The 22,581-nt window shown below is 62.5% G+C and carries 19 protein-coding genes; 8 read left to right on the forward strand and 11 right to left on the reverse strand.

Going from position 1 to position 22,581, the window contains the following annotated elements; genetic code table 11:
- Positions 1-42: 42 nt before the first annotated feature.
- From ACZ889_RS12110 to dsbD, 5 genes are all read right to left on the reverse strand, one after another.
- A complete protein-coding gene (locus ACZ889_RS12110) occupies positions 43-744 on the reverse strand; it encodes an ATP-binding cassette domain-containing protein (protein ID WP_180688607.1) in 702 nt (233 codons plus the stop codon).
- Positions 744-1,481 carry a hypothetical protein gene (locus tag ACZ889_RS12115; RefSeq protein ID WP_180688606.1) on the reverse strand — a complete coding sequence of 246 codons (738 nt, stop codon included), beginning with the start codon at positions 1,479-1,481 and terminating at the stop codon, positions 744-746. The genes ACZ889_RS12110 and ACZ889_RS12115 overlap by 1 nt, the downstream gene beginning before the upstream one ends.
- Positions 1,482-2,308: 827 nt before the next feature.
- On the reverse strand, positions 2,309-3,067 hold the full coding sequence (gene dsbG, locus ACZ889_RS12120) for a thiol:disulfide interchange protein DsbG (protein WP_060539010.1): 759 nt from the start codon (positions 3,065-3,067) through the stop codon (positions 2,309-2,311).
- Position 3,068: 1 nt separating this feature from the next.
- On the reverse strand, positions 3,069-3,905 hold the full coding sequence (locus ACZ889_RS12125) for a TlpA disulfide reductase family protein (RefSeq protein ID WP_047604132.1): 837 nt from the start codon (positions 3,903-3,905) through the stop codon (positions 3,069-3,071).
- A complete protein-coding gene (gene dsbD / locus ACZ889_RS12130) occupies positions 3,905-5,620 on the reverse strand; it encodes a protein-disulfide reductase DsbD (protein WP_047604131.1) in 1,716 nt (571 codons plus the stop codon). Before dsbD ends, ACZ889_RS12125 begins: the two co-directional genes overlap by 1 nt.
- An 819-nt stretch (positions 5,621-6,439) precedes the next feature.
- Here dsbD and ACZ889_RS12135 point away from each other — a divergent pair.
- Genes ACZ889_RS12135 through ACZ889_RS12155 form a run of 5 tightly spaced genes read left to right on the forward strand, consistent with a single transcriptional unit; the run spans position 6,440 to position 12,552 of the window.
- Complete coding sequence (locus ACZ889_RS12135) at positions 6,440-9,271, forward strand: xanthine dehydrogenase family protein molybdopterin-binding subunit (RefSeq protein ID WP_476257401.1); 2,832 nt, start codon at positions 6,440-6,442, stop codon at positions 9,269-9,271.
- Positions 9,264-9,800, forward strand: coding sequence for a (2Fe-2S)-binding protein (locus ACZ889_RS12140; RefSeq protein WP_003254265.1), 537 nt, complete (start codon positions 9,264-9,266; stop codon positions 9,798-9,800). Before ACZ889_RS12135 ends, ACZ889_RS12140 begins: the two co-directional genes overlap by 8 nt.
- Positions 9,801-9,802: 2 nt before the next feature.
- Positions 9,803-11,014 carry a cytochrome c gene (locus tag ACZ889_RS12145; RefSeq protein WP_003254263.1) on the forward strand — a complete coding sequence of 404 codons (1,212 nt, stop codon included), beginning with the start codon at positions 9,803-9,805 and terminating at the stop codon, positions 11,012-11,014.
- Between the two features lie 3 nt (positions 11,015-11,017).
- Positions 11,018-11,989, forward strand: a complete 972-nt coding sequence (locus tag ACZ889_RS12150) for an XdhC family protein (RefSeq protein ID WP_014859278.1) — start codon at positions 11,018-11,020, stop codon at positions 11,987-11,989.
- Complete coding sequence (locus ACZ889_RS12155) at positions 11,986-12,552, forward strand: nucleotidyltransferase family protein (RefSeq protein WP_121783109.1); 567 nt, start codon at positions 11,986-11,988, stop codon at positions 12,550-12,552. Before ACZ889_RS12150 ends, ACZ889_RS12155 begins: the two co-directional genes overlap by 4 nt.
- Positions 12,553-12,616: 64 nt before the next feature.
- On the opposite strand, the gene ACZ889_RS12160 is transcribed toward ACZ889_RS12155, so the two are convergent.
- From ACZ889_RS12160 to ACZ889_RS12170, 3 genes are read right to left on the reverse strand one after another with little or no spacing between them, the layout of a single operon-like run.
- Positions 12,617-12,715: a hypothetical protein gene (locus tag ACZ889_RS12160; protein ID WP_019750823.1), complete on the reverse strand. Its 99-nt coding sequence runs from the start codon at positions 12,713-12,715 to the stop codon at positions 12,617-12,619.
- A 33-nt stretch (positions 12,716-12,748) separates the two neighbouring features.
- Positions 12,749-13,366 carry a GAD-like domain-containing protein gene (locus ACZ889_RS12165; RefSeq protein WP_476257402.1) on the reverse strand — a complete coding sequence of 206 codons (618 nt, stop codon included), beginning with the start codon at positions 13,364-13,366 and terminating at the stop codon, positions 12,749-12,751.
- 19 nt (positions 13,367-13,385) lie between these two features.
- Positions 13,386-14,732 carry a DUF6861 domain-containing protein gene (locus ACZ889_RS12170; protein ID WP_476257403.1) on the reverse strand — a complete coding sequence of 449 codons (1,347 nt, stop codon included), beginning with the start codon at positions 14,730-14,732 and terminating at the stop codon, positions 13,386-13,388.
- Positions 14,733-14,989: 257 nt separating this feature from the next.
- Here ACZ889_RS12170 and ACZ889_RS12175 point away from each other — a divergent pair, with 257 nt between their 5' ends.
- The 3 genes from ACZ889_RS12175 (at position 14,990) to ACZ889_RS12185 (ending at position 18,559) form a co-directional block, all read left to right on the forward strand.
- On the forward strand, positions 14,990-15,673 hold the full coding sequence (locus tag ACZ889_RS12175; protein ID WP_004576176.1) for a response regulator: 684 nt from the start codon (positions 14,990-14,992) through the stop codon (positions 15,671-15,673).
- Positions 15,670-16,992, forward strand: a complete 1,323-nt coding sequence (locus ACZ889_RS12180) for an ATP-binding protein (protein ID WP_003254253.1) — start codon at positions 15,670-15,672, stop codon at positions 16,990-16,992. Before ACZ889_RS12175 ends, ACZ889_RS12180 begins: the two co-directional genes overlap by 4 nt.
- A gap of 175 nt (positions 16,993-17,167) precedes the next feature.
- A complete protein-coding gene (locus tag ACZ889_RS12185) occupies positions 17,168-18,559 on the forward strand; it encodes an aspartate aminotransferase family protein (RefSeq protein ID WP_014859274.1) in 1,392 nt (463 codons plus the stop codon).
- 74 nt (positions 18,560-18,633) lie between these two features.
- On the opposite strand, the gene ACZ889_RS12190 is transcribed toward ACZ889_RS12185, so the two are convergent.
- From ACZ889_RS12190 to ACZ889_RS12200, 3 genes are all read right to left on the reverse strand, one after another.
- Positions 18,634-19,755, reverse strand: a complete 1,122-nt coding sequence (locus tag ACZ889_RS12190) for a cupin-like domain-containing protein (RefSeq protein WP_047604120.1) — start codon at positions 19,753-19,755, stop codon at positions 18,634-18,636.
- Between the two features lie 64 nt (positions 19,756-19,819).
- Entirely contained in the window at positions 19,820-21,109 is a 1,290-nt protein-coding gene (pvdN, locus tag ACZ889_RS12195; RefSeq protein WP_180688599.1) for a pyoverdine-tailoring periplasmic protein PvdN, read from the reverse strand.
- Between the two features lie 16 nt (positions 21,110-21,125).
- Entirely contained in the window at positions 21,126-22,472 is a 1,347-nt protein-coding gene (locus tag ACZ889_RS12200; protein WP_004573661.1) for a dipeptidase, read from the reverse strand.
- Positions 22,473-22,581: the final 109 nt, after the last annotated feature.

Raw genomic sequence — 22,581 nt, forward strand, 5'->3', positions numbered from 1 at the left:
TGGGCAGGGGCGCTTGGCGCCCCCTCTCAATGGCCACGGTACCTAGACCGAAGCATTGATAAAGGCTTCATCCAGCGATTTGGCATGGTGGCGTTCCATGAACTGTCCACCACTGTCAAACGCTTCCAGTCGCTTGTTTGCGAGCATATAAAAGCGCTGGCAGTTTTTCGTGATTTCCTCTGTGTAATGAGAAGCTATCAGCACGCTCGCGCCTTCCGCGCACGCGCTTTTTATACCGAGCCATATATAGTGTCGAAATTCAGGGTCTACGCCAGCCGTTGGCTCGTCAAGAATGATCAAGTCACTGTTTAAAAGCAACAAGGTCAGCGTGAAGTAGCTGCGAATTTCACCGTAGCTGCAATTGGCGGCTTTTTTCTTGGCAATTTCTGCATATCGCTTGGACAGTGACGGGGACCATTTGGCTAGTTTCGAGAGAATCTCTGTGTGATCTGGGGAAACGTTGGGGGTCAGGCTGGTGATTAGCTTGCCCGCTTCGTCCATGCGCAGTAAGGGGGGCGGTGTAAGGATTTGGGTCAAATAGGCCTGACGCCTGGATACATTGAAAATGGCGCCTTTCGCCGGTTTCTTTATTTTACAGATGAGGTCGAAAAGGGTTGTCTTTCCGGCCCCGTTGTTGCCCAGAATACCGACCAGTTCCCCCGCCTTTATAGTGAGTTCAATGTCGTTCAGCAGCGGGTTTCCGCTGTATCCGAAGTGAAGGTTGTTTATAGTTAAAATGTCCATCAGTATCGGCTCCATATGGGTTGAATTCTGAAATACCTTCCAGTCAGATATGTCGAGGCTGCAGAGGCCGAAAGTGCAATCAGGAAACTGTTGAGAAGGGGCATTTCGCCATGGAAGATCTGCGCGCTTAAAAAGAGCGGGTTGATCAGCGTTAGCGCCTGCGAAGCATCGTGCCCCATTGTGGCGCCGTTGTATCCGGAGACCAGCATGAGAAATGACATGAGCGAAAAAAGGGTGCTGGCCGTGCTGAATTTTATCGGCAGCGCAGCGATCCCCAGGCCGATACAGGTGAACATGAGGTAGCTGGTGTAGAAGCATGCCATCAGATAGAGGTATTCAGGAAGTGAGTAGTGACCTCGTAAGGGTTTGGTTAAGAGGTAGAAAAGCGTGGCGTACAGTGAGCTCAATAAGAAATAGCTGAGTGTGTGGGCCGTCAGGAATAGCTTGATTGCGCTGTGTTGGTAGATGAAGGACCGCGTGAAGCCACTTTCCCTCCTGCCGATGAGGTAGAAGCTGAATCCAAAGAACGCGAGGGTGGCAGAGATGTATGAGTAGAACCAGGCGGCTGAAGCGGTATAGGTCGAGGCTGCATGCGTTGGCTGGGTGATGATGAAGAGTATGCAAGGGGCCAGCGCTGACCAAAGAAGCGATGTGGGCTCCCTCAAGTGCTCAGTGGTCAAGATTTTTGTGATGGTCGTGATTTTTTTTGCGCTGCGGATACAGTGGTTTGGGTTCATGAGTAGACCATTTTGGTGTCATGGTTGCGTGTTGTTTGATTTCGCAGTGAGTGTCGAAGCCAATGCCATGAGGCTAATGCCATATTGATTTTTCATGAGTGTCTCCTGGTTTTTGGTGTGGTCTGAAATGTACGGGTATGGAGGTTTAGGCGTTCGGTTGTTTCAAGTCAAGCTTTCGGTGGGGATGGCGTGGCTGGGCGTGATATTAGAGTGTTCGGTTTAAAGCTATTTTTGTGGGAAAATTCTTCAGAAGGGTCTTACTTAAACCTGATAATGTTTTTTGGGACTTATTTTTTCTTCTAATTGTGTAAGAAGTTTCTGTTTTTGATGCTCGAACGCTCTGTTGTGAGCGCCCGAGTGTTCTTTGTTGTGCGTGTGTGTGGGATTTGAGTAAGGGAAGCAAGCAGACGATGTTTAACGACAGGGGGTGCCGAATAATTGTTGCTAGATTTGTTGAGTGGCAGATTGAAATCTGCGCGGGGTAGATTTGCCGGGCCGGGAGATTTACTGCTTGCGAAAGAACGGCCTGCGTCCAATCACCAATGTGTCTCCACCCCCGATCAGCGTAGGAGCGGGTTTACCCGCGAATACAGTGGCGGCGGCAACGGTGAACGGCTGGTGGAAATTGGCCAGTAGGTCCGGCCCTTTCGCGGGTAAACCCGCTCCTACGCCCGACCGCGCAGGCCTTGCGATCACATGCCTGGCGCAAAATCCAGCCGTTAGCGCGAGCCCCGTAGGAGCGGGTTCACTCGCGAACACCGGCGTAGCCGGTGCCATGCCCCGCGTCACCTGCTTCGTGGCGCTCGATCTGTGCCCCACCACATGCACTAGCGCTTGCCCAGAATCTTCCCCAGCATCTCCGGCCGTGGTGCCCCTTGCTGGCTTTGCAGGTTGCCTTGCTCATCCTGATAGAAAATGGCTGGGGTCGCCTGCAACCCCATCTCTTCCATCAACGCCATGTTCGCCGCCAGTTTCTGTTGCACAGCCTCTGGCACCTGTTCCAGCGCCTTCAGGGTGCTGGCCTTGCCGGCCTTCTCATGCTGTTGCAGTGCCTTGGACGGGTCTTTCGCCGCCAGCAGTGCCGCTGACTTGCCCGGGCTGTCCTCGCGGATGATGCCGACCATGATATGGCGCAACTGCACCTTGCCCGACTCCACCCAGGGCCGCGCCTGTTCCCAGAACATGTTGCAGTACGGGCAGTTCGGGTCGCTGAACAGGTACACCTTGCGCGGCGCGTCGGCCTTGCCATCGGCGATCCACGCGGTCTTTTCCATTTTCGCCCAGATTTCCTTGCTCATCGGCGCGTATACCAGCTTTTGCAGCGGCTCGGCGCTCAGGTCCTTGCCCTGTTCGTCGAACAGGCTGCCGACCAGCACGTGCTTGCCGTCGGGGGTCAGGTACAGGGCCAGGGCGTTGTTTTGGTACTCGGCGGCATAACCGCGCAGGCCGTTGGGCGCATCGAAGCTGCCCTTGATCACGGCGCCTTTGGCTTGCAGTTGCTGAACCGCCTTGGGCAGTTCTTCGGCTTGCAGGGCAGGGGCGGTCAGCAGGGCCAGGGACAGGGGCAGCAGTGCAGTCAATCGCATGTCAGTTTCCTTGTGCGGCAGGGGCGGGCGCAATGGCCCGGTCGAAAGGTTCCAGGGCGTGGCGCAGGCTGGCCCGGGACAGTTCGCCCAGGTGGCTGCCGACCAGCCGCCCGTTGGCGTCGTAGAACAGGGTGGTGGGCAAGGCCATGGAGCCGACACGCTGGGCCAGCAGGCCGGTGCCGTCGAACAGCACGTGGGTCAGGCTCAGGCCGGTGGTGGCGAGGAAGGTGCTGACGTTTTCCGGGGTCTCGCCCTGGTTGACGAACAGGAAGGTCACGTGCGGGTAATCGCTTTGTGCCTGTTGCAGCACTGGCATCTCACGCCGACACGGCGGGCACCAGGTGGCCCAGATGTTGATGACCAGCGGCTTGCCGCGGTAGCTGTGCAATGCCACGGCCTGGCCGCCGGCGTTGCGCAGGCTCAGTTCGGGCAGTTCGGTGCCTTTGCTGTACAGGTGGCCGCCGAGGCTGGCCAGGCCCCAGAACAGTGCGCCGCTGAACAGCGCCCAGCCTAGCGGGCGGCGCAGACCGGGGTGGCGCCAGCCCTGCCACAGGGCTCCGAGCACGATGCCGGCAAGGCCCGACCAGAACAGGAAGCCGCCGTCACGGATGTCGATGATTTGCAGCGGGTCGTCCCGGTACATCGGCCAGTAGGCCAGTACGAAGCCGGCGCGGGCACACAGCAGGCCGATCAGGAACAGGTTGAACAGCGCCGATTCCGGGCTCTCGCCGCCACGTCGGGCGACCCACCAGCCGACCACGCTGGCGATCACCAGGGCGGTGAGCATCAGCAGGTGGTTGAGGGCCATGGTCAGTGGCCCGAGTGTTACGGTCAGCATCAGCCTTGGCTCCTGGTCTGGACCCAGTGTTGCTGGAACGCTGCTGCGTCCACCTCACCGGTGATGCGCCGCGCGCGGCGTTCTTCGCCTTCCGGGCCGATCCAGATGATGCTGGGCGGGCCGGGTACTTGGTAGCGCTGCAGCAGGGCTTTGCTGGCCGGGCTGTCGGCGGTCACGTCCAGGCGCAGCAGGTGCACGCCGGCCAGGCCGGTCTGCACGTCGCTGCGGGCGAACACCTGTTTTTCCATGACTTTGCACGACACGCACCAGTCGGCATAGTAGTCGAGCATCACCCACTGGCCGCGGGCTTTGGCCGCATCCAGCTCACGTTGCAGGTCTTCGGGGCGGCTGACGGTGACGAAGCGGTCTTCGGCGTGTTGGCTTGGGGCTGTCGCGGCGACGCCACCGGCGAACGGGCGTAGTGGCTGCCAGAGGTCGTCGCCGCCTGCTGCCGCACCGACCAGCAACAAGCCACCCCACAGCGCGCCGAGCAATGGCACTGCACGCAATGCCGGCAGCCGCTGCAGGGCCGGCCAGGCAGCCCAGGCCAGGGCGATCAGCCAGGCGCCGCTCAGTGCCAGCAGCAAGGTCGCAGGCAGCAGGCTGCGCACGGTGTACAGCGCCATGGCCAGGAACACGAAACCGAACACACCCTTGACCCGGTTCATCCACGCACCCGGGCGCGGCAGATAACGGTTGCCCAGGGTTACCAGCAACAGCAGCGGCACGCCCATGCCCAGGCCGAGGCTGAACAGCACCAGCGCGCCTTGCAGCACGTCGCCGCTCTGCGCGATGTACAGCAGCGCACCGGCCAACGGCGCAGTCATGCACGGGCCGAGTAACAGGCCGGACAACGCCCCGAGCAATGCCGCGCCATACAGGTTGCCGCCACGGGTACCTTGCCCGGCGCGGTCCAGGCGGTCGCGCAGGGCGGCAGGCAGTTGCAGTTCGAAGGCACCGAACATCGGCAGTGCCAGCAGCACGAACAGCCCCGCCAGGCTGCCCAGCAGCCAGGGTTGCTGCAGCCAGGCTTGCAGGCTGGCACCCAGCAGGGCAGCAACCACCCCGAGCCCGGCGTACACCAGGGCCATGCTCAGCACATAGACCCCGGCCAGCAGCCAGCCACGGCGGGCGCTGGCGCCATTGCCCAGCACCAGCCCGGCCAGGATCGGCAGCATCGGCAGCGAGCAGGGGGTAAACGCCAGCAGCAGGCCAAGGCCGAAGAACGCCAGCAGGCTCCAGGCCAGGTGGCCTTGTTGCAGGCCGCTGGCCAGGGCCTGGTCGCTGGCTTGCTCGGCGGCCGGCGTTACGCTGCCACCCAAGTCGATCGAGGTGGTTTGCGGCGGGTAGCACAGGCCGGCGTCGGCGCAGCCCTGCCAGCCCAGGCGCAACTGACCCTGGGCGTTGGCAGGCAATAGCAGTTCAAGCTGGTCGCGGTATACCGCGCTGTCGCCGAAGAACTCGTCGTGATGGTTGAGTGCCGGTGGCAGTTGCGGGTGTTGCTCGGTGGGCAGGCCATCGAACTTCAGGCGCTTCTGGTACAGGTAGTAGCCCGGCTTGATCTGGAAGTACAGGCGCATCTGGCCGTCGGCCTGGCGGTCGTGGGTGAGCACGAAGGCTTGGTCAACCGGCAGGAAGTCTGGTTTCACATCGAACGGGTTGGCTTGCAACGGGCCGGCCAGTAGGAGTGTGAGGAAGAGCAGGAGAACGCGCATGTCTTCGCCTTGGCAGATCTGGGAATGGGGCCATGCTGGCTGGGGTTGATTAAATGAAGGTTAACGCGGGTGTTGGGGTTGGGGTGGTCAGGGAGTAGTAAGAGTTTGGTTCTGGATTTGCAGGGTCTTCGTTGTTGGATTTTCGAGGGGGGCGGCGTTGGAATTTTGAGGTGTTTGCCGGGAGAGTTTCAGCGCCTGCGAGATCGAGCGCCGCCCGCGCGGCGCTTCGCGGGTAAACCCGCTCCTACGTTTGTTTCGGGCCAGTCCCTCCTGCACCAGTCGCGCGCGACCGCCTTGTTTGTACGACGCGATATCGAGACATGCGCCAAGGCGGTCGCGCGCAAATCTCACAGGAATAATTGGCCCGAAACAAACGTAGGAGCGGGTTTACCCGCGAAGCGCCGCGCGGGCGGCGCTCGATCTCACAGGCGCTGAAACTCTCGCGGCGAACACCTACCAGGCGCTGAAACTCTCGCGGCGAACACCTACCAGGCGCTGAAACTCTCGCGGCGAACACCTACCAGGCGCTGAAACTCTCGCGGCGAACACCTACCAGGCGCTGAAACTCTCGCGGCGAACACCTACCAGGCGCTGAAACTCTCGCGGCGAACACCTACCAGGCGCTGAAAATCTCCCGCCAAACACCTACCCGCCAACGCGCGAATTCCGCCTCTTGCCCTATACACACCGCGACACATTGTCGACTTGACTTTGCCTATACCCACCCAATTGCTGTAAAGTTGACGCCAAGGTCAGCTTTTACAAGCCAGGCCAAGAATCAAAAGAAAGGGCAGGCCCCAACTGCCCAGAGGATCAAGCATGTCCAACCGTGATATTTCCCGGCGCGCCTTCCTGCAAGGCGGCCTGATCGCTGGTGTCGGCGTGACCATGGCGCCACTTGGCAGCCAGGCCTTCGCCGCGTTGATGGAGGAGCGCGTCACCACCTCGCCACAGAAGTGGATGAACCACGACGGCAAGGCGCGTTTCCGTAACGATGCCTTGTCCAAGGTCTGCGGCGACAAAGTGTTCGCCCGCGACATCCGCGCCAAGGACATGCCCGGCTGGCCCGCGCAGCAAGGTCATGCGCTGCTGCTCAAGGCGACCAAGGTCGACCGGATTTATGCCGGCCATGACCTCAGCCTGCTCGGCACCGACCTGCAGCCGGACCGCATCGTCACCGCCGCCGACCTCGAACAGGACGGCATTGCCTGGCCCGAGGCCCATTCGCCCGACCCGCTGCTGCCGCCCGGCAAGGTGCCGATGTTCATCGGCCACCCGGTGGCGATCCTGATCTGGCACGACTTCGAGCGCTTCCGCCAGGCCAAGCGCAAGCTGCAGTTCAATCAGCAGGCGATCCGCTACGGTGCCCAGGCGCCGCTGTACCAGCGCGACCCTTATGGCAGCTTCCGCTTCGTGCGGGTGGGTGGCGCCACTCCGTTCGACGACGATGAGTTCTCCAGCCTGAAGAACTCCATGCTGTTCCCCACCATTCTCAACCGCAAGCCGGTGTGGTCGAAGCAGCCCAACCAGCACGGCGACCTGACCGAGCAGGGGTTGTTCTACGCCAAGCGCATGGCCGAGCAACTGGACAACCCGCCCGAGGACTGGCTGGTGTTCGACGAGCGCTACAAGACGCCGTCCATCGAACCTGCCGCGCTGGAGCCGGACAACGGCAACGGCTGGTATGACCCGGCCACGGGCACGCTGCACTTCGTGGTCGCCACCCAGTGCCCGTTCGAAGTGGCGCAGGAATGCGTGCACATGATCAAGCCGTCGCGCTTTGCCCTGAACACGCTGAACATGCATCCGGGCTATACCGTGGGCTATGGCTCAAAAGACAACAACATCTTCGTCTTCTATGCCGCGGTGGCTGCGCTTTACGGCGCCGGCGTGCCGATCCGCCTGGCCAACGACCGCTACGAGCAGTTCCAGAGCGGTATCAAGCGCCATGCCTTCGATATCCGCTACCAGCTGGCGGTGGACAAGAAGGACAACAGCTTCAAGATCTTCCGCGCCGACATGAGCTGCGACGGCGGCGGGCGCATCAACTACAGCCCGTCGGTGGCAGCCGTGGGCGCCACGGCAGCGCAGTCGATCTACTACATGCCACAGAACGACCTGTCGGTGACCGCCTACTATTCCCGTGGCGTCGAGGCCGGCTCCATGCGCGGTTACGGCACCCTGCAGAGCATGGCGGCCACCGAGATGATGGTGGATGAGATCGCCGGCCGCCTGGGCGTCGATGCCATCGACCTGCGCCGCGCCAACGCGCTGAAGTCGGGCATGAAGAACACCCAGGGTGCGGTCCCGGCCGGCGCCCTGCGCCTGTACGAGATCCTCGACAAGGCCGCTGTGCACGAGTGGTGGCGCAACCGCGATGCACGCAAGCAACAGATGGACGCCAAGGACCCGGACCACTGGTACGGCGTCGGCTTCGCCATCTGCCAGAAGGACTTCGGCACAGGTTCCGAGGCGCCGATGGCCAGTGTCGAATTCAGCGCCGATGGCCGCATCAGCCTGCGCCATATCGGCACCGAGCTGGGTACCGGCATGTCCACCTCCCAGGCTTTGGTGATCAGCGACTTCCTTGGCCGTTCGGCCGACGAGGTGAAGACCGCGGTCACCGAATGGCCGGAGCTGCAGCTGACCACCAGCGGCAACCCCTACCTGATCAGTCAGCCCGAACAGGACGCTGCGCTGCGCAATCCGCGCTGGGTCGGCAAGCTGGCGTCGCCGTCGTCGGCCACCAACTCGGCCTTCTACTTCAGTCATGCCACCCGCGAAGCGGCGCGTGTGCTGTTCAATCATGGGCTGTGGCCGGCGGCCATGGCGATCTGGAGCCAAGGCCCGTACGGCGGCCAGGCCAACCCGCTGGTGGTGCGCCGTGAAAATGCGGTGTGGGTCAACGGTGAGCTGACCGGCAACGGCCTGGCGCCGATTCCGTTTGTCCAGCTGGCGCAGAAGGCCCACGACATGGGGCTGGTTACTGGCGTGAGCGTGCACGGCTTCAACCGCTGGAGCTGGGCCGAGGCCGACTTTGTCATCAATGGCGTGCGCGAGCGCTTCCCGCTCGATGCCATGGCGGTGAAATACGGCGATGGTGCGGTGAATGCCAAGAAGGCGCAGATGGGCAGCCATGGCTATCACCTGCTCGACCGGCAGAATGCGGCCTACCCCGACACCCAGCTGAACAACGCCATGGTCACCTACTACAGCCCGGTGGCGACCATCGTCGAGGTCAAGGTCAACAAAGGCACCATGGAGACGCAGGTGCTCAACCACCACAGTTGGGTCGAGTGTGGCCGGGTGCTGGTGCCGGAACTGGTCAAGGGCCAGCTCGAAGGCGGTATCGCCATGGGCATTGGCCATGCACTGACCGAAGAAATGCCGTTGTACGAGGGTGGGCCCGGGGAGGGCGACTGGAACTTCAACCGCTACCGCCTGCCGCATGCGCGCGATGTGGCGGTGTGGCAGCAGACCAGCGAAATCCTCCCGCCGCTGTCACCGACCGACCCCTCCAAGGGCATCGCCGAAGTGGTGATGATCCCGGTCGTCGGTGCCATCGGCAATGCCGTCGCGCATGCCATCGGCAAGCGCGTGCGCGATCTCCCCATCACCCCAGCCCGTATCAAGGAGGCCCTCAATGGCTAACCGTCCACTGCAACTGACGCTCAATGGTCAACCGGTCGGGCCGGTCGAGGTCCCTGCGGACCTGGCGATGATCGACTACCTGCACGAACACCAGAACCTCACCGGCTCGCGCCTGGGTTGCGGCCAAGGCATCTGCCACGCCTGCGTGGTAATCGTCGACAACCCCGACGGCACCAGCGAAGAAGTGCGCACCTGCATCACCGGTGCGCATTACTTCGAAGGCAAGAAGGTTCGCACCATCGAAGGCCATGCCAAAAAAGACGAGGCCGGCAACCTGACGCTCAACCCGATCCAGCAGAAGTTCGTCGACCTGTTCGCCTTCCAGTGCAGCTACTGCGCACCAGGCTTCGTCAACGCCGCAACCGTGCTGGTGGAAACGGCCCAGCGCCAGCCGCTGAAGAAGAGCGAAGTGGAAGACCGCATCGAGGCCAGCCTTGGTCACCACATCTGCCGCTGCACAGGCTACGTGCGTTACTACGATGCCACCCGCAAGGTGCTCAACGATCTCGGCCTGGTCAAGGAGGGTTGAACATGGGCTTCGTACGTAGCGCCTCGGCGTTGGCCCTCGGGCTGGCTGTCAGCTCGTTTGCCTTGGCGGCCGACGATGCGCAGGTCAAGCGCGGTGAATACCTGGCCCGCGCGGCCGACTGCATGGCCTGCCATACCGCCGAAGGCGGCGCGCCGTATGCGGGCGGCCTGCCGATCCATTCGCCGTTCGGCACCATTTATGGCAGCAATATCACCCCGGACAAACAGTACGGCATCGGTAACTACAGCGCCGACGAGTTCTTCGCCGCAGTCACCGAGGGCAAGCGCAAGGACGGCGCCAACCTTTATCCTGCGATGCCTTACACCTCGTACCACCTGATCAAGCGTGAAGACTCGGACGCGATCCTCGCCTACCTGATGACCATACCGCCGATCAACCGCCCGGCACCGCAGACTGCGTTGCGCTTCCCGTTCAATGTCCGCATGGGGCTCAGCGGCTGGAACATGCTGTATGGCAAGAGCGTGCAACTGCAGCCGACCGAGGGCAAAAGCCCGGCCTGGCAGCGCGGCCAGTACATGGTCGAGGTGATGGGCCATTGTGGCGAATGCCATACCCCGCGCAACCCGATCGGTGCGCTGCAGCAGGACCAACGCCTGAGCGGCGGCCTGCTGGGTGGCTACCTGGCGCCAAGCCTGCTGGCCCAGGACCTGGCCGAGCGCGGCTGGACCCAGCCGGACCTGACCACCTTCCTCAAGCACGGCATCAGCGCCCAAGGCAGCATGTTCAACGAGATGTTCCCGGTGGTGCACCACAGCACCCAGCACCTGGAAGATGCAGACCTTGCGGCCATGGCCACCTACCTGCTGGGTGACCAGCCGCCGCCGGCCAAGGCTATCGAGGCCGTTGCCCTGGAGCAGATGAGCGACAGTGCCAAGCGGGGCCACCAGCAGTACCTGAACGTCTGCGCCGGCTGCCATGGGGTCGACGGCGAGGGCAAGCCGCACATCGCCGTGGCCATGCGCGGCAACACCGTGCTGCGCCAGGCCGACTCGCGCAATCTGGTCAAGGTGGTCCTCGAGGGCATCCGTGAACAGCAGTTCACCGGCTTCGAGCGCATGCAGCCGATGCCGGGCTTTGCCGACAAGCTTGATGACCAACAGGTGACGGATATGGTCAACTACCTGCGCCAGGCCTGGGGTGGATTGCCCGGCGACCTGAACGTACAGCAGCTCGCCGAGCTGAAGGCGGAGTAAAGCGTGCAGCATCTCGATCTCCAGGTGGTCCGTCAGGCTTTGCAGTGGTCCTGCAACGGCCAGCGGGTATGGTTGTGCACGGTGCTCGCCACCTACGGCTCGGCGCCGCGTGCGCCGGGTTCGCTGCTGGCGGTCAACGCCAGCGGCCAGTGGCTGGGCTCGCTGTCCGGTGGCTGTGTCGAAGACGACTTTCTCGAACGCGTGGCCCTCGGGGAATTCCCGGAGCCGGTTGCCATCGTGCGTTATGGCGACGGCAGCGACCCGCGTTCGCGCGTTCGCCTGCCGTGTGGCGGTGTGCTGGAAGTGCTGGTGGAGAACCTGCCGGTTGAATGCGAGGTGCAGGCGCATCTGCGTGAGTTGGAACGTGCGCTGCTGGGCCAGCGCCGGGTACTGCGTGAGGTGAGCCTGCCTACGGGTACCCGCCAGTTGCTCGATGACCATAGTCAGGGGCCACGGGTCGAGCGGGAAAATGCCCGGGTGCGCTTGCGTGTCGGCGCCGCCCAGCGGCTGCTGCTGGCCGGCTATTCCAGCGTGGCGCATTTTTGCGCCGAATTCGGCAGGGGGCTGGGTTTTGAGGTCATCCTTTGCGAGCCGCGTGACGAAGTACTCGACGGCGTAGTGCTGAATGGCATAGAGGTGCGCCGCGAGCTGCCGTCGGAATTCATCGCCAATGGCGGTTGCCATGCCGATACGGCAGTGGTGGCATTGACCCATGATCCAAAAATCGATGACCTGGCCATGCTTGAAGCCGTGCGGACCGAAGCGTTCTACATCGGCGTGATGGGCTCCAAGGCCACCTCCGACAAGCGTCGCGAACGCTTGCAGCGAATTGGTGGCCTGGGTTGCGACGAGCTGGCGCGCATCCATGCGCCGATTGGCCTGAACCTGGGCAGCAAGACCCCGGCCGAGATCGCCCTGGCGGTACTGGCCGATATCCTTCGTGCGCGCAATGGCATCGAGCGGGCGACGCTGTGAGCGTGGTTGCGTTGGTATTGGCGGCAGGCAGCAGTGTGCGTTTCGGCGCTGACAAGCGCCGTTCGCTGCTGGCTGACGGTCGAAGCTTGCTGGTACACAGCGTAGAGAGCGCCTGCGCAGTGTTCGATGATGTGCGGGTGGTGTTGCGTGAAGGGGAGCGAGGCGTGGACCTGGGTTTGCCTGCGCGGTGCAGGGTGGTCTCCAGTCCGGATTTCACATTGGGCATGGGCCATAGCCTGGCGGCCGGTGCCGCTTCGCTGGCTGACAGCGAGGCGCAGGCAGTAGCGATTCTGTTGGGTGATATGCCCTGGGTGGCGTCCGCGACCCTGGATTTGCTTGCGCGCGAGGCCAGTGGGTCAACGATAATCCTGCCTTGTCATGCTGGACGACAGGGCCATCCGGTGTTGTTCGGGCGCGATTTCTGGCCGGCGCTTGCCCGGTTGAAGGGTGATGAAGGGGCGCGTTCGGTGCTGAAGGCCCATGCGGACCGTTGCGTCCGGCTGGATGTCGAGGATGCCGGCGTGCTGCAGGATGTCGATTCGCCCGATGCGCTGCGCCAGTGAGCGTTGTAAGCGCGTGCTAATCATCTTCCTTTTCATCGAGTTCGTAGGGTCCCAGTTCGCCCGTCTACGCTAGCAGAATCAGATGCACGTCGGCCTTCAGCCGCTGAAGATTGGCCAGGCTGGCAGACGCGTCCAGCATCAACGCCGTGACGAAGCCGTGCATCTCATCCGCCGCTTTTCACGGCCAATACTGTGTTTAGAAGTCAGAAAAGCTATAGGGGTCGAGGGTGGAGATCTGTGCAAGTAGTATTAAGTGCTCGACAGCTTTGACTTTTTCTAGGTGAGCAAGATCGCAGGGGCCACCGAATGCCAAGGCTGGAACGAAACCATACATCTCATCATGATTGAGTTTGCCTAATTTGTTATATGCAGGCTCGAATAAATCGCCAAAGTCGTTGGACTCCCGTTCGATCAATAGAAAGAAATCTTGCACCTCCTTGTCCATGTTGCCTGCATCAAGTTCATTCACTCTGCCGGAGTATTGTGAAGTGTGGGCTACGATGTCTAATGAAAACCCGGAATTTTCTCCGTACAGATAGAGATCACCAAAGGCGCCCCGAGCGATGACATGATAGGTATCTCGCCCTTCGAGCGCAGTGCCTTCTATGAAGGAGGCGGCTACGCCCTCGTAGTCTTGCGGATTGACCGTCCAGAATATTCCATCACCATATCCGCACCATCCGTGCTCGGCCCAGTATTCCAACAGTTTCTTCGGCAATTTACCGCTGTAGCGCTCGATGCTAGAAGGTGGCACCTCCTGCCTGAAAATCGGCTCGCCCATTTCTTCTATGAAGAGGGAGAAAAATTCGTCCATTGTCGCGCTCCTTATCTTGTTAGCATTTGTGCAGTCTGATATTTAAAAAGCCTGATGCGCGGCCATCTTTGGCTTGCTCTTCGACTGATCTTGTCAGCTCTCCTACCCTGCTTCTCCATTGGGGACCTATAGTGGAATTTACTTGCCTATCCCCGAAGTCAGAGATGACATCCTTGCCGCCGGCGATTAGATCTGGATTGTGCAGCGCAGCAAGAGAGGACATCGTTTCCTTAGCCTGCATCGTTGAAATTTTTCTTGCTTCAACTGGGTTCATGTCCTTGGGCAGTTTTCTATAAGCTCTTTTCCTTAGGTCGTCATACAGTTTTTGTCTTGCTTTTCTCGCGGTTTTCGGATCTCGCTTTATGGGATTTGCAATATTTTCCAGGAACTCTTCAACCGTCAGCCGATTGAGTCCATCTTGTTGTCCCTTTAACTGCCGCTCAAACTCGCCATGCTTCGACGCTGGCAATTTATCCGCCTTGAAACACGCCACCGTATGCAACGGCATCCTACCGGGCTTAGCTGTCGAGGGCTCCTTGTCTTTTCCCGCCTGCCGATTCGGCTGAACTGGCTGCGGATCATCCATCGTCCCTTTGCGCCGCTCCGGCACTTGCAGATCCGGCCGTTTCTTCAACCCCTCTTCATGCTTGAGCATCCATTGCCCCAGCCGCGCGCCTTTGCGGCTGGCCGCCATCTCCTGGGCCAGCACTCGGGCATCGCCGCGTCCGCGGGTGAGGTATGACACGATCGCCCCCAACAACAGCACCACGACTTCCACATGGCCTTGGGCAATCTGATGCGTGGCCCGAGATATCGCATAGGGGTCGTCCCGGCAGAACGGGCCGGTGCCTTCATTGCCGCAGGTGCCTTCCCAGGCGAAGCGGATGCCATCGACGTAGTACTCACCGATCCGCGGCAAGCCCTCGATGAAGAACTCGGCAATGGAAGCCAGCCCCAGCGCGCCAAGGATCCAGCCGCTGACCTTGAGGCCCATGGCCGCGCCTGCGCCAGCGAACGGTATGGTTCCGGCGCCGCCGGCGAATGCGCCTAACCCCGCGCCAAGCAGGCCACCGGTAATGGTGCTGCCGGCGACGATCATCGCCATCTGCTGCACGACCCTCAGCAGTTCGTCGACGATGCTGTTGATGTCGAGGTCGGCGAAGCGCTGGCGCAGCATCTGCGCCGCCTGCCATTCGGCGTGGTAGAAGGCTGTGCGGACAGCTTCGATCCGGCGCAGGTTGAGGCCCAGCGAGGCGACTTCTTCATTGAGGCTGGTGCGGAACTGGCCACCGCTTTGGTAGCCCACCATGGCGATGACACGTGACTCGATCTCGTGCCAGGAGGGCACGAGGTAATCCAGGTACATGAGGTGTCTCCCTGACAGCGCGTGCAGGGGAAATCCCATCATGGATTCGGATCAGAGGTTTCTGGGTCAGTTGTAGGAAAAGGCGACTTCGTTTCTGTTGTGTTCGAGAAACTCGGGAATTGGGGTTGAGGCTGCGAGGGGCAGGGTGGCGACCCGCGCGGCGCTCGATCTCCCCCCAACCCTCCCCAAAAGGTCCATAATGCCCCCTTAATCCGCCCAAGGTGCAATACCAGCCACACCACTCCGGGAGCCCCACCATGCACGTTCTGCTCTGCGAGGACGACGACCTGATCGCCGCCGGCATCTGCGCCGGCCTCACCGCTCAGGGTCTGACCGTGGACCGGGTTGGCAACGCCGCCGCTGCGCGAGCGATGCTGCAGGCCGCGCAGTTCGACGTGATGATCCTCGACCTCGGCCTGCCCGACGAAGATGGCCTCAAGCTGCTGCGCCGCCTGCGCGAAAAAGGCGAGACCCTGCCGGTACTGGTGCTCACCGCCCGCGATGCCGTCACTGATCGTGTCGATGGCCTGCAGGCCGGTGCCGACGATTACCTGCTCAAGCCCTTCGATCTGCGTGAGCTTGCCGCACGCCTGCATACTTTGCTGCGGCGGGTGGCCGGGCGGGCGGTGAACGTGATCGAGCACGGCCCGCTGCGCTATGACCCGAGTAGCTGCGAGGCGACCCTGGCCGGCCAGCATGTCGACCTGTCCCGCCGTGAGCAGGCCCTGCTCCAGGCACTGCTGCAGAACCCCGGGCGCGTGCTGTCCAGCGAGCAACTGAAAGACTGCGTGTATGGTTTCAGCGACGAAGTCGAGAGCAACGCCCTGAATGTGCACATCCACCACCTGCGTCGCAAGCTGGGTAACGGCATTGTCGAGACCGTGCGTGGCCTGGGCTACCGGCTGGGCCCGGCGCAGGCACCGCAAGAGGCCGCATCATGAGCCTTCGGGTACGCCTGAGCCTGATCCTCGGCAGCGCCTTCGTGATCATCTGGGCGCTGGCCGCGGCGTGGATGCTGCGTGACCTGCGCCAGCAGATGATGTTTTCCCTCGACCAGCGCCTGGTGGCGTCGGCGCGTATGGTCGCCGGGTTGATCGACCAGTTGCCGCAGCCGCTGACTGCCAAGGGCGGGGAGGCGCATTTTTCCGCCGACCAGTTCAGCGTACCGGACGGCATGGCCTGCCAGGTCAGCTCGCTGCGTGGCGAGATCCTCGCCAGCAACCACAAGCACGATGGCGCCATGGACGACGAGCGTAGCGGGTTCCGTGACCAGACCATCGACGATGCGCTTTGGCGCACCTTTACCTACAACCACGGCGATGTGCGCATCACCACGGCCGACCGGCACATGGAGCGCGAGGCGCTGAACCAGTCGATTCTGCTGGCGGCATCGGCGCCGGTATTGATGGCCCTGCTTGGCAGCCTGGGGCTGTTGTGGATCGGCCTTGGCAAGGGCCTGGAGCCGCTCAACCGCATGCGTGATGCCTTGCGCCGCAGGCGTGCGGACAGTGTCGAGCCGCTGCAGGTGGCGGGCATGCCCAGCGAGTTACAGCCGTTGCTGGAGACCCAGAACCAGCTGTTCCTGCGCATTGCCCAGACCCTCGAGCGGGAGCGGCGCCTGACCGACGATGCCGCGCATGAACTGCGCAGCCCGTTGACCGCGATCAAGACCCACCTGCAGGTGGCGCGCATGACCGACGGTGCAGTGCGCGAGCAGGCGCTGGAACATGCCGAGCAGGGCACCGACCGCATGCACCGCACGCTTGAGCAGTTGCTGATGCTGGCGCGGGTAGAAGGCAGCCTGTCGTTCGAGGATGGCGTGCAGTGCAGCGCCGAGCAGGTGGCGCGGCAGGCGATGCAGGATGCGGGCGGCGGCGACAACCGGCGTATCGTGCTGCGTCTGCCTGAGGAGGCTACGCAAATCTACCTGGGCATGCCGGCACCGTTGGCGGTGGCAGCACTGCGCAACCTGCTGGACAACGCCTTGCGTCATGGCGGTGATGAAGCTGTAGAGCTGGACGTGCAGATGGCAGACGGCCAAGTGGGCTTCATGGTGCGTGACCATGGGCCAGGGATTGCCGAAGCGGACCTGGAGCACCTGACCGAGCGCTTCTGGCGTAATGGGCAGAGTGGTGGTTGCGGATTGGGGCTGGCGATAGTGCAGGCAATCGTGCAGCGGTGTGCCGGTAGCCTGCGCTTTGACAGCCGTAGTGACGGCTTGCGGGTCTTGTTGCGGGTACCGGCGCGTCCGGTGCATTGATGTTTATTGCCTGTGCTGGCCTCTTCGCGGGTGAACCCGCTCCTACGAGCGGGTTTACCCGCGAAAGGGCCGGCACAGACAAAAATAAAATCCAGTAACAACCGCTAAATCCTCCCCCCACTCAAGCGTTTCCAAAGCGATAACCGCCCATCCGCTTGCTTGCGAGGATTCACCCATGTCCACCGCTTCCAGCCTTGCCCAGGTTGCACCGGCCAGCTTGCCGCAACCCTTGTACGAATTCACCGATTCGCCTTTGCTGCAACGCCAGCAACAGCAGGAATCCAACGCCCGCAGCTACCCGCGGCGCATCCCGCTGGCGCTCAAGCGCGCCCGGGGCATCCATGTCGAAGACGTCGAAGGCCGCCAGTTCATCGACTGCCTGGCCGGCGCTGGCACCTTGGCCCTGGGTCATAATCACCCGGTCGTAGTCGAGGCAATCCAGCGCGTGCTGGCTGACGAACTGCCGCTGCATACACTCGACCTGACCACACCGGTCAAGGACCGTTTCGTCCAGGACCTGTTCGGCATCCTGCCCGAGGCGCTGCGTCGCGAGGCCAAGGTGCAGTTCTGCGGCCCAACCGGTACCGACGCCGTTGAAGCGGCGCTCAAACTGGTGCGTGGTGCAACCGGGCGCAGCACCGTGCTGGCCTTCCACGGCGCCTACCATGGCATGAGCCAGGGCGCGTTGAGTCTGATGGGTAGCCTTGGCCCCAAGCAGCCACTGGGTGCGTTGCTGAGCAGCGGCGTGCAGTTCATGCCGTACCCCTACGACTACCGCTGCCCGTTCGGCCTGGGTGGTGAGGCCGGGGTCAAGGCCAACCTGCATTACCTGGAAAACCTGCTGCTCGATCCGGAAAGCGGCGTGCCGCTGCCCGCCGCCGTGATCCTCGAAGTGGTACAGGGTGAGGGCGGGGTAATTCCGGCCGACATCGAATGGCTCAAGGGCGTGCGGCGCATTACCGAGCAGGCGGGCGTGGCGTTGATCGTCGATGAGATCCAGAGCGGCTTCGCCCGTACCGGGCGCATGTTCGCCTTCGAGCACGCCGGCATCGTGCCCGATGTGGTCACCTTGTCCAAAGCCATCGGTGGCAGCCTGCCGCTGGCGGTAGTCGTCTATCGCGACTGGCTGGACACCTGGAAGCCGGGCGCCCATGCCGGTACCTTCCGTGGCAACCAGATGGCCATGGCGGCGGGTTCGGCGGTGATCCACTACCTGGTCGAGCATCGCCTGGCCGAGCATGCCGAGGCCATGGGGCTGCGCCTGCGTCAGCACTTACAGCAATTACAACGTGACTATCCGCAATTGGGTGATGTGCGTGGGCGTGGCTTGATGCTTGGGGTCGAACTGGTGGAGCCGCAGGGCGAGCGGGATGCCTTGGGGTATCCACAGGCCAACCGAGAGCTGGCGGCCAAGGTGCAGCGCGAGTGCCTCAAGCGCGGGTTGATCCTGGAACTGGGCGGGCGGCATGGCGCAGTGGTGCGCTTCCTGCCGCCGTTGATCATCAGCGCTGAGCAGATCGATGACGTGGCGCAGCGCTTTGCAGAGGCGTTGATCGCGGCAGTCTGAACCTTTGTCAGGGCCGCGTTGCGGCCCATCGCCTGCGCCAATGGCCCATCAAGATCAGGTTGCCGTCACGCCGGTTACCAGCCGCGTCCGGAGTCTACCCAGAAGTTCACGGACAGCGACGTGGACACTGACTCTACCTGGTGGAACCAGCCCTCGGGCAGGAACAGCAAGTCGCCGGCCTGCAACACCACGCGCAGGAAGGGCACCTTAAGGGCTTCGGGGAAGCGCTCGTAGTCGGGGGCATCGGGGTTGAAATCGCAGCCGTCCAGGCCGCCCTTCGGGCTGGTTGACCAGGTGCCCAGTGCGGCGCGATGGTGCGGTGCTGCCAGAATGAACGATTTCTGCCCCCAGACCTGGGCGAACAGGTTGTCGGTGTCATCCCGGTGCAGGGGTGTAAGGGTGCCTTTGGGACCGATCCAGATGCGCGGTGGAATGAAGCGCTGGCGATCGAAGTAGTCCGGGTAGCGGATCAGAGCCTGCAGCTTTTCCGGCACGATATTGTTGCCCATGTAGGCGGGCGGCTCGCCGGGCTTGGCCGGCTTGTCGAGCGAAGCGATGAAGTCGGCCATGGGGGTGGTGCGGAAGTCGCGGTCGGTAGAGAACGTCTTCTTCACGTAGTCACCATGCCGGGTGATGCCCTGCAGCTCGGCAAAGTGGGCCAGCGAAGCGTCACGGCCCATGGTGAACAGCGGCCAGTCGCCAAGGGCATCGCTCAGCACCACTGGCACGCCCGTTGAAAGGTGTTCGTGGTGAAACCGCGACGGCGGCATTTCGGCCCGTGACAGGCGTTGTACCTCATACAGCACGGGTTGGGCTGCCGAGACCTCCTCGCTGTAGCGTCCTGGCGTGGGGTAGCGCTGGTTCATTGCTGCCTTGCTGGTGGTCGCGCCTTGCCGCGCGCTGCTGATAACCTGCGGCAGTAGGGTCGCCAGGCCCATGTTGCCGGTTATTTTCAGGCGTCCACTGGCGAAAAGCTCCTCTACGTCGACAGCGCCCGCCATGATGCCGAGGAAGTCATCTTGAGCCACTTCGATCGTGACGTCCGGAGCCTCATGCCAGCCACCCCCCGTGCAGGGGTTGGCGCATACCTCGGACCAGTAGGCGAGTCCCTGGCCGAAGTCGAACTGGAACACGCCTTCGATGCCGACGGCATGGGCATTGACGAACAGTTTTTCGAGTATGCGCTGAAGGTCCACGGTAAGCCTCGTCGGTTGTCGTTGTGCAGGGTTGGCATGGGCGCGTGTGGCCGGGCCCGGGTTGTCAGGCGCGCGGGCGCTGGCGCAGTATGTCGACCAAGCGGTCGATTTCCGCTTCGGTATTCAGCAAACCCGGCGCAGTGCGCACCACTGGCCCGGCATCGCGCGAGACGGCGTCGACGATGATGCGTTGGCTAGTCAGGTACCTGGCCAGCGCGTCGGCATCCTGGCCTTTGCCGCGAAAGAAGGTGAAGCCCGCCGAATGGGTGCTGCTGCGCGGCGTCACCAGTTCGATGGCAGGCAGGCTTTCCAGCTGTTGCTTCAGGTAGTCGTTGAGGGCGTGGATGCGTGCCTGCACGGCAGCCTTGCCGGTTTGCAGGTGCAGTTCGAACGCCTTGCCCAGGGCCCAGCGGTGCTCGAAGGCGTGGTAACCGCCCGGGCTCATGATGGTGGCGAAGTCTTCGTTTTCCGAGAAGGTGGCGATGCTCGGTTGCAGCTGCCCCAGTGCCGAGGATGCGGCGCAGATGATGCCTGTCCCGCGGGGGCCGAACATCCACTTGTGGGTCCCGGATATGAAGTAGTCGCAGTTCAGGTCGGCGAAGCGCATGTCCTCGACGCCAAAACCGTGAACCCCGTCGATGACATACAGGATATGGTCGCGTTCGTCCCTGTTCTGATTGACCTCGCGTACGAGCGCACCGATTTCGCCAACCGGCAGTTTCACCCCGCTGCCCGAATGTACCCAGGTCATGCCCAGCACGCGCGTTTGTGGGGAAATGGCGGCCCGCACGGTACCCAGCACCTGGTCGGTGCTCACCTGCCAGGGTTGCTCGAACAGGCGTAGCCTGCGTACCGGGTTGCCATCGCGGGCGCTGCGGTAGTTCATGGTCTGCCGTGCGGCGGAATGCTCGTGCACCGTGGTCAGGATTTCCTGGCCGGGCGCCAGCTTGATGCCGCCATAAATCAAACCCAGGCCCTCGGTAGTGCTGCCCGTCAGGGCAATCTGGCGTGGCGCCACCTCCAGGTAGCGTGCCGCCCATTGGCGTACCTCAGCCTCGTGCTTCCACTCCGACTGGGCATCCCAGTCGACCATCAGCGCCGGGTGACGGTCGAAACGTGCACGCAGGGCCTCGATGGCTTCGCGTACCGGCCTTGGATGAGAGGTGATCAGGAAGTTGGCGAAGTGCGCATAGTTTGGGTCGAGTTCGAACAGGCGGCGAAAATCGGCCCATCGTTGGTTGCCGGCGCTCGGTATCGGCGTGGCGGCCTCGGCAACGGGTAGCAGATGGCTGGCGAGGGGCAGGCCGGCGGCGAGGATGCCGGCCCTTTTGAGAAAATTGCGGCGGTCGTTCATAAAGGTGCCCAATGGCTTAGCGCAGTGAAGTGTCGGTACCGCGGGCGGCGCTCTGTACCTGTGCCCAGACGCGCAGGAAGTTGCCACCCCAAAGCTTGGCGATGTCGGCTTCGGAGTAGCCGCGGGTAATGAGTTCGGCCGTTACGTTGCGTGCTTGGCTGGCGTCGTGCCAGCCGTCGATGCCGCCGCCTTCGTTGAAGTCCGAGCTGATGCCTACGTGGTCTATGCCGAGCTTGCGCACGGTGTAATCGATGGCATCACCGTAGTCCTTCAGGGTCGCTGGCGGCTCCTGTTCGAGGATTGCATAGAGTTCGTTGGCATATTGCCCGACCTTCTGCTCGGGCCAGCCGGCTATGACCGGGTCGCCAGGCATCAGCGCGTAGTTCAGGTCAGCCAGTGGCGGCAGCGCGTAGCGGGCACGCAAGGCATTGAGCTTTTCCTGGGTCTGCGCGCTGAGCGGCTTGAGGTAGCTGGAGAACGCGACCAGTTGCACGACCCCGCCGCTTTCCTTGATCAACTGCATTTCCTTGTCGGACAGGTTGCGGTTGATATCGACCATGGCCCGTGGTGCCGAGTGCGACGCCACCACCGGAGTACGGCTGAGCTGAATGACCTGGTTCAGCGCCTTGCTGGACATCTGCGAGACATCGATGATCACACCCAGGTCATTGAGCCGTTGTACGGCGCGCTTGCCGATGGGGGACAGACCCTCGAGCGCATCGACAGTGTCATTGAAGAACGGTAAGGGGCGAGACGAGTCGGCCCAGCTGTTGTTGCCGACGTAGCTGAAGCCGAACATGCGCACCCCGCGTGCCGCCCAGCGGTCGAGCTGGTCGATATCGTCCCCCAGCGCATACGCATTGAGCATGCTCAGGAACACCGCGAACTTGCCTTCGCCGTGCAAGCGCCGCATGTCCTGTGGGGTGTAGGCGATGGCGACGCGTTCGGGGAAGTCGCGCACCATTGCGGTGATGGCGTTGTAGCGCACTTCCTGGGTGTGGCGGGCGGCCTCGACGAAACCTGGCGTGGGGCGATGCGGGCTGTTTGCGCCCGTCCAGGATTCGGGCCAGGCAAAGATGGTCAGCGCCGCGCCAGACAACCGCCCTTGGGCAGCCTTGGCCAGGTCGAAGCGGCCCGGTCCGTCCTTGTCGGCTTCGCTGCCTTCGTTGCCGAAGTCCAGCGGCAAGGTGACATGGCTGTCGAACGAGATGATGCGTTCCTGCAAGTCGTTGGCTTGACGAACGACTTCCCGGGAGTAGCCGCCAGGGGCCGCGAAATGGTACCAGGCAGCCAGACCGGCACCCGCGGCGACTGCCGCAGCCAGGCTGATGTACAGGGCTTTTTTCCAGCGTGGTGTCGTCATCTTGGTCTCGGTAGGTTCGCCGTCGAGGGAGGGCACAGAGGCCGTCGCTACCTGGGGTGAACGAGTCGACACGGAGGAAATTTAGCCGCCCCGGCCGCGGCGTTAAATT

The organism is Pseudomonas sp. TE3895 (assembly GCF_056278855.1).